The organism is Mariniflexile sp. TRM1-10 (genome assembly GCF_003425985.1).
GTDB lineage: Bacteria > Bacteroidota > Bacteroidia > Flavobacteriales > Flavobacteriaceae > Mariniflexile.
This window is the reverse complement of the sequence record NZ_CP022985.1, coordinates 22603-30000: the sequence shown is the minus strand read 5'-3', so window position 1 is coordinate 30000 and position 7398 is coordinate 22603. Positions and strand designations below refer to the sequence as shown.

Below are 7398 nucleotides of genomic sequence, written 5' to 3'. Positions count from 1 at the left end.
GTAAATTACCATTGGAATATTCTACTGGAGGTTTGTTGGTCTCTTCTAAATATAAATGAAGGGTTTCTTGTTTTTGTTCAAATGATACTAACTCAAAATGTTCTAAAATATAACTGGGAAGTAATAATTGAATTAAATTATTAAATGATGACGACATTGCAAATCTTTTAAAAACACAAAGGAATCTCTTTTTTATTTTCTCCACAACTTTTTATCTTGAGCCTAGTTTATTAAAAAAATATCCGCCCTCTCCGGATCAAGTAATAAACCTGTGGAATTGATAAATTACGCATACAAATTGGTTAGCCTAAGTGATTTTTTGGGGATCAAGTCCAATTGTTGTGTTTAAGCAAAAATCTTCCTTCTCCCTCCATGGTTTATTGGAATTAAAGTTTATTTTTAAAACCATAAAATTTATATGAAAAATCGTATATTGGTTGCATGTGAATAAATTATAAATGAAGTTTAATTAATGCATAACAAAGAACTGGAATTAGCTTGGGAATTTGTTAATAAAACAAATCGTTCTATTTTTTTAACAGGTAAAGCAGGAACTGGTAAGACCACTTTTTTACATAGGTTAAAAATGGATAGCTTAAAACGCATGGTAATTGTTGCTCCAACTGGTGTAGCTGCCATTAATGCCAAAGGTGTTACCATACATTCATTTTTTCAAATGCCATTTGGCCCCATTTTACCTGATACAGATTTAAACGCTTCTAAGGGTTTTAATAGAAAATTCAGCAAAACTAAAATCGAAATCATTAAATCGATGGATTTATTGATTATTGACGAAATTAGTATGGTAAGAGCTGATTTATTAGATGGTATAGATAGAACATTGCGTCGTTTCAGAAGCAGGAATAAGGTTTTTGGAGGCGTGCAGGTTTTAATGATTGGTGATTTACAACAACTTTCGCCAGTTATTAAAGATAATGAATGGGAGCTATTAAAATCATTTTATAAAAATGGGTTTTTCTTTAGCAGTTTTGCCTATCAAGAATGCCATGCCATAACAATAGAACTGAAACATATTTATAGACAGGAAAACCCAAAGTTTATAGAAATACTTAATGAGATACGGAACAATGTGCTTTCGGAAGATTCAACCAAAGAATTGAATAAACGCTATATTCCAGATTTTATACCGGCATCCGATGCAGGTTATATTTCATTAACTACACATAACAATAAGGCGGAAGCCACTAATAATACTGAACTTGCTAAATTAAAAACCAAAATCCATACTTATAAGGCTGGGTTGGAAGGTACATTTCCTGAATACGCTTATCCAAATAAGGCTATTCTTGAGTTAAAGGTGGGGGCACAAGTCATGTTTGTAAAAAATGACAGCAGTCCAGATAAGCGTTATTTTAACGGTAAGATTGGTAAAATTATACATTTAGAAAAGGATGAAGTCGTTGTAAAGTGTCCCGACGATGATTTTAATATAATAACAACACCCGAAGTTTGGGAAAATATAAATTATTCCGTTGATGCCGAAACTAAAGCTATTTCAGAAGAAAGAATTGGTGCTTTTACACAAATGCCTTTGCGTTTAGCTTGGGCAATTACTATTCATAAAAGTCAGGGACTAACTTTTGAAAAAGCCATTATAGACGCTCAAGGAGCATTTGCACACGGGCAAACTTATGTGGCGTTAAGCCGATGTAAATCTTTGGAAGGGTTGGTTTTAAAAAGCAAAATTCATTCCAACCAAATAATTAGTGATAGTAACGTTGTTTCATTTACTAAAGATGCCGAACAAAACGAACCCGATGAATCCGTTTTAGAATTTTCACAGAAAGATTTTCAATTGGATTTAATTTTTGAAATTTTTGATTTTTATGAATTTTTAAATCCTGTTAATAGAGTCTTAGATATTTTTTATAAAAATAGAACAATTATTGAAGGGCATATTGAGCAACCCCTTTTGTCCATTAAAAATGCACTCGTAAATCTTTTAAAAATTAGTAATGGTTTTAATACTCAGCTAAAGCAACTATCAAAAAAGGAAGATTTACCAGAAGTTAGTGAAATCATTCAGGAACGCTTTAAAAAAGCAATAGCATATTTTAAAATTGAAATAGAAACGCATATCGTTTCATCATTAAAAATATTAAATTTCACTACAGATAATAAAGCCATTGGAGCCGATTTATCCAAGAATTTAGATGCTATTGAAGAACTTTTAGAAGCCAAATTATTATACTTTAATAATTTGGCGCAAGGCTTTTATGTAAATACTTTTTTAGAACTCAGGGCAAAAGCAGTTTTTATTTCAAAAGAATCTACTAAAAAACCTAGAAAAACAGTTATAGATGGTACTACAAATGTAGAATTGTTTGAACGGTTAAGAATTCTTAGAAACGAGATTGCTCAAGAAAATGATTTAATTCATTATCAGATTTTTGCACAAAAAGCATTATATGAAATATGTGAAACTTTGCCATTAACAAAACAAGAATTAAAGAAAGTGAATGGTATGGGGGATGTTCGTATAAAAAAATATGGTGACGCTATTTTAAAAGTAATTAAAGACTATTGTGATGAAAATGGTATTGAAACTTCAACAGATATAGATATTTTTGAAACTGAAAAACCAAAAAAGAAGAAAGGTGATACCAAGAAAATATCTTTAGAATTGTTTAAATCTGGAAAAAGTATCCAAGAAATTGCTGATGAACGAGAATTAAACGAGAATACTATTTTTGGACATTTGGCAAGTTTTGTAGCTTCGGGAGAAGTGAAGATTACTGATTTAATGCAAAAAGAACATTATAATAACTTATTAGCATTAATTCCTAAAATAACTTTTGAAAACTTATCTGACTTAAAAAATCAATTAGATGATATATATAGCTATGGAGAGTTACGATTGGTATTGGAACACTTAAAATCTTAACATGCTCCTTGTTTTTGTAAGGTTATAGCATGAGAATGACTAATGGGTAACTAAAATTATTTAGTTACTTTAGTAAAACCTATGAATGTCATTATAGAATCATCACTTCAAACACTAAAAAAGTCTAAAATTTTATTAGACAGTTTAACAGATAATCTTTTAAGCGATTCATCGGTATCACCATACCACTCAAGTATTGGCTCTCATATTAGGCACATTTTAGATTTTTATGACTGCATTTTCAATATAAATTCCAATAATGAAATTGATTTAACGGCAAGAAGAAGGCATAGAGCTGTAGAATTAGAATGCAGTTGTGCTATACAATATTTAGATTCAATTATAGATAAATTGACGAATTTCGAATTTGATATGACTGATTCTATTTTAGTTACGGATGATTTGGGTTTAGGGAAAGTAGAAATGGTATATAGTTATGGTGCTTTGTTTTCACAAGCCAATAGCCATACCATTCACCATTATGCCATCATAAATTATATATTGGAAGGGTTGAATATTTCTATAAAGGATTCAGATTTTGGATATAACCCCACAACTCCAAAACAAACATCTTTAAATTAATTTTTTTTAAACATACTGTTCATAATAATGCGTATGCCTCTAAAAACTAAAAATACTGCCATAGCACAGATTATACTCGCGACAATTAATAAGGGGATATAAAGAGCGTTTTCTTTATCGGAAAGTGCCGTCGTCATTAAAATAGGACCAATAAACAAGCTCAATAAAGCGAAAACTAAAGTTTTTATGCCTTTAATGAGCATTGTTTTATCTGTTCTTTCAGTTTCCATTTTTATAGCTTTTAATTGCTGAACGTACGTTTTTATGAGTATTTAAAAGTGCTTTTGCTTCTTCTTCTGAGACATTAAGTTCTGTCATAATCATTTTAGTACCTCTATCTACTAGTTTATTATTGCTTAGTTGCATATCAACCATTTTGTTGCCTTTTATATGGCCAAGCTGAATCATGGTGGTTGTAGTTATCATATTCAATACTAGTTTTTGAGCTGTACCTGCTTTCATTCTAGAACTTCCAGTGACAAACTCAGGACCAACAATAACTTCAATGGGGTATTGTGCTGTTTGTGAAATCGGACTGTTTTTATTGCAGGTAATGCAACCTGTAATGATATTATTATCGTTACAGGTTTTTAGGGCAGCAATAACATAGGGTGTTGTGCCGGAAGCGGCAATACCAACAACGACATCTTTGCTTGAAATTTGATAGGTTTTTAAATCTTCCCAACCTTGTATGGTAGAATCTTCGGCAAACTCTACGGCTTTTCTAATAGCAGAATCGCCACCTGCAATAAGACCTATAACTAAATCATGAGAGACTCCAAAAGTAGGAGGACATTCTGATGCATCTAAAATACCTAAGCGCCCACTGGTGCCAGCTCCCATATAAAATAGACGACCACCTTCTTTTAATTTAGTTACAATAATGCTAACTAAAGTTTCTATTTGTGGTAGTGATTTTTCAACTGCTTGGGGTACATTTTTGTCTTCATTATTAATGTTACTTAATAATTCAGAAATACTCATCTTTTCCAGATGATTGTAGTTTGAATCTTGCTCGGTTGTTTTTGTAAAATCCATAACTCAAAAGTATGAATTATTGGTGATTTTAGTCAAAAAGAATGGTGTCAACTTCTAATTTTTTATCATTTATAAAATCATAAAGGGTTAACTGTCTTAGAATGTAATAATCTTGCCAAAATTTCTCGAGGGAATTTAAATATTGTAGAACGGCTTTATCTTTTTCTTGTAAAGCAATATTTAAATCTGTTATGGTTATTTTGTCTAAAACATATCTTTTTTGTGAGATATCATAACGCCTTATGGCTATTTCTTTTGCTTTTTCTGCTGTAGCTAAAAAGTCTCTTTGATTAGACCAATTAAGAACGTGCAAATAAATTTCTTGTTCAAAAGCCTGTTTTTCTTGGTCTATATTATTGTTAGTTAGGTCTAGATCGGCTTCTGCCATTTTACGTCTTGATTTAGAAACTCCCCAATCAAAAACAGGGATACTCAAAGAAACAGAAACATTTTGTTGCTTATTAAAGTTGTTAAAAAGATTATCAAAGTCATCGCCATTTTGTGAAATTCCAAAATTAGCCGCAACACCTAACCTTACCCGATTGTTGCCTTTCTGAAAAGCCAATTCTTTTTCTGCTTCTAACCGCTTTCTTCTAAACTCTATAACCGTTTTTCTGTTTGATTGTGCTTCTTCCAAAGCTTTATCAATATCTACTTCAAAAAGAGGTAATTTATCAGGAACATCCAATTGTATGTTTTCTGTTTCCAACTCTAAATATCTCGCCAAATTTTGAGAAGTTCTTTTTAGTTCAATAGTATTGGTAGTCACAATATTTCTAGAATTTAATAAAGTTAATTCTACTTGTAGCAATTCATTCTCTGCAATTTTTCCAATTTTGAAGCGCCCTTGTGAAATTTGATAAAGTGTATCTTGGTTTGATAAATTTACTTTAGCTATCTCCAGCTGCATTTGAGCTTTAAGTAATTGAAAATACCTTTGGCAGGTTGTTACTGAAATATCTTCCATTTTTTCAATAAAATCCCTTCTCGATTCTTCATAAATTAAAGGTTCGATTTTTTTATCCCATTTAAAAGGGTTATAAAATAAAGAGTTTTGAAAATACCTTATGGAAAAGGGAACCACTGAATAACCGATATTATCATCAAGTCCAAAAAGTTCAATACGTTCTAAATTAGAATTTAATGAAAGTGTACCGCCAGTGTATGGAATGTTTTGTGCTATAGATAGTCCGCCTTCTAAAAGTAATTGATCTTGATTTACAAAAACATCTTGACCAGCATCATTTGTTATTCTACGTACCGCTTTATTGTATTCGGGTAAAGTAGCATTAAATCTTAATTGAGGTAGAAAACTTGCCTTGTAATTTCTAAAGCGCCAGTAGTTGGACTGGTTTCTGTTTAAGGTTGTTTTATAATCTGGTGATTGTTTTTGGGCTAAATTAATGGCTTCGCTTAAGGTTATTTTTTTTGATTGTGAAAAAGTTAAACAAGGGAAAACTAAGATTAATACTAGCAATGTTTTTTTCATTTCTTTGGCTTTGTGTTAATGGAATAATGCATCATTCGGATCTAAGTGCCTGAATGGGTTTTTTATTGGCAGCAGCTTTGGCAGGAAATATTCCAAAGACGAGTCCTACTATAACTGCAATGAAAAAGGAAAGCAATATGGAATTTAGAGAGAGTACGGTTTCTATACCAGAAACTATTTCAATAACATAGGCACCAATTATTCCAACAATTATTCCTATAATGCCACCACCAACACTAATTAATACCGATTCTGATAAAAATTGTAAAATCACGTCTTCTTCTGTAGCACCTATGGCACGAATTATGCCTATTTCTTTGGTTCTTTCCAATACCGATGCTAGCATAATATTCATAATGCCAATGCCTCCAATAAGTAAAGAAATGCCAGCGATAATACTTAATACAATATTGAATATTTGCTTTGTTTTTTGTTGTTGTTTAAGCAGTTGAATGGGGATTGAAATTTCAAAATCCAATACATCATTATGTTTTCGTTTAAGCAGTTTACTTAAAACCTCTGCAGTCGCTTTTAATTCGTTTGAGTTGAAAACCTGGATGGTTAGTTTATCTATTTGATGGTAATTACCTCTAGCTATTCGCTCTTTAGGACCGTTTTGATTGTTACTTCTTACATCTAAGTTGTCGGTAATTATTTTTCTGTCTCTGTAGCGTACTAAAAATGTTTTTATGGGAATGTAAATGTCTTGGTTTAAATCTCTAATGCCTAAATCTTCTTGGGCTTTATCGGAAATTAATTTTTCTTCAATAACGCCAATAACTTGTAACCAAACATCTTTCACTTTAATTTGTTTACCTAAAGCACTTTCACCAGTAAATAATTTTTTCTCTACTTTTTTGCCAATAATACATACCGGCAGCGCGTTGTTAATTTGATAATTTGTGAAGATATTACCTTTTTCGATATGAATATTCGAGACATCAAAAAATGCAGGTGAAACACCTATCAGCTTTACGGAATTTTGTTTTCCATCATTTATAACGTACGTATCAAGAATTATTTCGGGACTTACAACTTTTACACTTGGTATTGTTTTGGTAATACTTAAGGCATCTAATATATCTAAACCTTTAGAAAACTTTTTAGACTCGTTATTTGTAGTTTCCTCTTCACTGTCGCTTTCAGTTTCATCTTCAAGATCTGGTAAAGGTGTTACAACGATATTATTGACTCCGACCAATTCAAGTTGCGATAAAATTTCCTTTTCGGCACCATTTCCAATGGCAAGCATGGTTATTACCGATGCTACTCCAAAAATAATACCTAAAGCAGTTAAAAATGTTCTTACTTTATTTGTTTTAATAAACCAGTATGCTTCATTAAAATTGGATTTCAGTTTTTCTAAAAGTATTTTGTCTATCAT

At 31.3% G+C, this 7398-nt stretch carries 7 protein-coding genes (1 of these 7 only partly in view); 2 read left to right on the top strand and 5 right to left on the bottom strand.

From position 1 onward, the window contains the following. Positions 1–157 carry the 5' end (the start) of an ISAon1 family transposase N-terminal region protein gene (locus CJ739_RS00130; protein ID WP_117172001.1) on the bottom strand. The gene continues 200 nt to the left of window position 1, outside the view, so 157 of the gene's 357 nt are visible here — the first part of the coding sequence; its start codon is at positions 155–157; the stop codon falls past the left edge of the window. A 315-nt stretch (positions 158–472) separates the two neighbouring features. Here CJ739_RS00130 and CJ739_RS00125 point away from each other — a divergent pair, with 315 nt between their 5' ends. Both CJ739_RS00125 and CJ739_RS00120 read left to right on the top strand, forming a co-directional pair. After that, complete coding sequence (locus CJ739_RS00125; RefSeq protein WP_117171999.1) at positions 473–2905, top strand: helix-turn-helix domain-containing protein; 2433 nt, start codon at positions 473–475, stop codon at positions 2903–2905. A gap of 81 nt (positions 2906–2986) precedes the next feature. Continuing rightward, positions 2987–3487 carry a DinB family protein gene (locus CJ739_RS00120; protein WP_117171997.1) on the top strand — a complete coding sequence of 167 codons (501 nt, stop codon included), beginning with the start codon at positions 2987–2989 and terminating at the stop codon, positions 3485–3487. On the opposite strand, the gene CJ739_RS00115 is transcribed toward CJ739_RS00120, so the two are convergent. Genes CJ739_RS00115 through CJ739_RS00100 form a run of 4 tightly spaced genes read right to left on the bottom strand, consistent with a single transcriptional unit; the run spans position 3484 to position 7398 of the window. Continuing rightward, positions 3484–3717 carry a DUF6095 family protein gene (locus CJ739_RS00115; RefSeq protein WP_117171995.1) on the bottom strand — a complete coding sequence of 78 codons (234 nt, stop codon included), beginning with the start codon at positions 3715–3717 and terminating at the stop codon, positions 3484–3486. The genes CJ739_RS00120 and CJ739_RS00115 overlap by 4 nt on opposite strands. Continuing rightward, on the bottom strand, positions 3707–4525 hold the full coding sequence (murQ, locus tag CJ739_RS00110) for an N-acetylmuramic acid 6-phosphate etherase (protein ID WP_117171993.1): 819 nt from the start codon (positions 4523–4525) through the stop codon (positions 3707–3709). The genes CJ739_RS00115 and murQ overlap by 11 nt, the downstream gene beginning before the upstream one ends. Before the next feature lie 28 nt (positions 4526–4553). Then, positions 4554–6014, bottom strand: a complete 1461-nt coding sequence (locus CJ739_RS00105) for a TolC family protein (RefSeq protein WP_117171991.1) — start codon at positions 6012–6014, stop codon at positions 4554–4556. 31 nt (positions 6015–6045) lie between these two features. Then, positions 6046–7398, bottom strand: a complete 1353-nt coding sequence (locus tag CJ739_RS00100; RefSeq protein ID WP_117171989.1) for an ABC transporter permease — start codon at positions 7396–7398, stop codon at positions 6046–6048.